The organism is Rhizobium sp. YAF28, assembly GCF_052113285.1.
Taxonomy (GTDB): Bacteria; Pseudomonadota; Alphaproteobacteria; order Rhizobiales; family Rhizobiaceae; genus Rhizobium.
In genome coordinates this window covers 1-1136 of sequence record NZ_JBFRCX010000036.1, presented here as the reverse complement: position 1 = coordinate 1136, position 1136 = coordinate 1, and the positions used below count along the sequence as shown (strand labels likewise).

The 1136-nt window shown below is 68.9% G+C and carries 1 protein-coding gene; it reads left to right on the top strand.

The window, feature by feature from the left end:
• Nucleotides 1-1136: DNA mismatch repair protein MutS (mutS, locus tag AB4Z13_RS32760; RefSeq protein ID WP_442207773.1), on the top strand; the 1136-nt coding region annotated here is incomplete at both ends.

Sequence of the window (1136 nt, the reverse complement as noted above, 5' to 3'; positions counted from 1 at the left end):
CCCAGGACCCGGACGCCCTGCGCACCAACCTGCGCCGGCTGGCTGACGTCGAGCGCATCACGTCCCGGCTCGCCCTGCTGACGGCGCGGCCCCGCGACCTGTCGTCGCTGCGCGACACCCTGCGCGCGCTGCCCGACGTGCGCGCCACCGTGACGCTGGCCGACGACGCCCCGCTGCTGGCGCAGACCCTCGACGACCTCGAAATCCCGGAAGACTGCCTCGGCCTGCTGGTGCGAGCCGTCGCCGAGGAACCGTCCACGGTGCTGCGCGACGGCGGCGTGATTGCGCGCGGCTACGATGCCGATCTGGACGAACTACGAGACATTTCCGAGAACTGCGGCCAGTTCCTGATCGACCTCGAGGCACGCGAGCGCTCCCGTACGGGCATCGCCAACCTGCGCGTGGAGTACAACCGCGTGCATGGCTTCTATATAGAGGTGACGAACGGCCAGGCGGACAAGGTGCCCGACGACTACCGCCGGCGCCAGACGCTCAAGAACGCCGAGCGCTACATCACGCCAGAGCTGAAGTCCTTCGAGGACAAGGCGCTGTCCGCACAGGACCGCGCGCTGGCGCGTGAGAAGGTTCTCTACGAAGCGCTGCTCCAGGCCCTGCTGCCGCATATCTCCGCCCTGCAACGCGTGGCGGGCGGGCTGGGGCGGCTCGATGTGCTGGCAGCACTGGCCGAACGGGCCCGCACGCTCGACTGGGTCCAGCCCGAGCGCGTGAGCGAGAACGTGATCGACATCGTGCAAGGCCGCCACCCGGTGGTCGAGGGCCAGCTAGCCGCCGATTCGACCGAGTTCATCCCCAACGACTGCCAGTTGACCGAGGCGCGCAAGCTGCTGCTGATCACCGGCCCGAACATGGGCGGTAAGTCGACGTTCATGCGCCAGACCGCGCTGATCGTGCTGCTGGCATGTGTGGGCGCCTGGGTACCGGCGCGGCGCGCCGTGATCGGTCCGGTCGACCGCATCTTCACGCGGATTGGCGCAGCAGACGATCTTGCCGGCGGCCGTTCCACGTTCATGGTGGAAATGACCGAGGCGGCGGGCATCCTGCACCACGCCACGCCGTCCAGCCTTGTGCTGATGGACGAGATCGGCCGGGGCACCTCGACGTTCGACGGGCTGGCG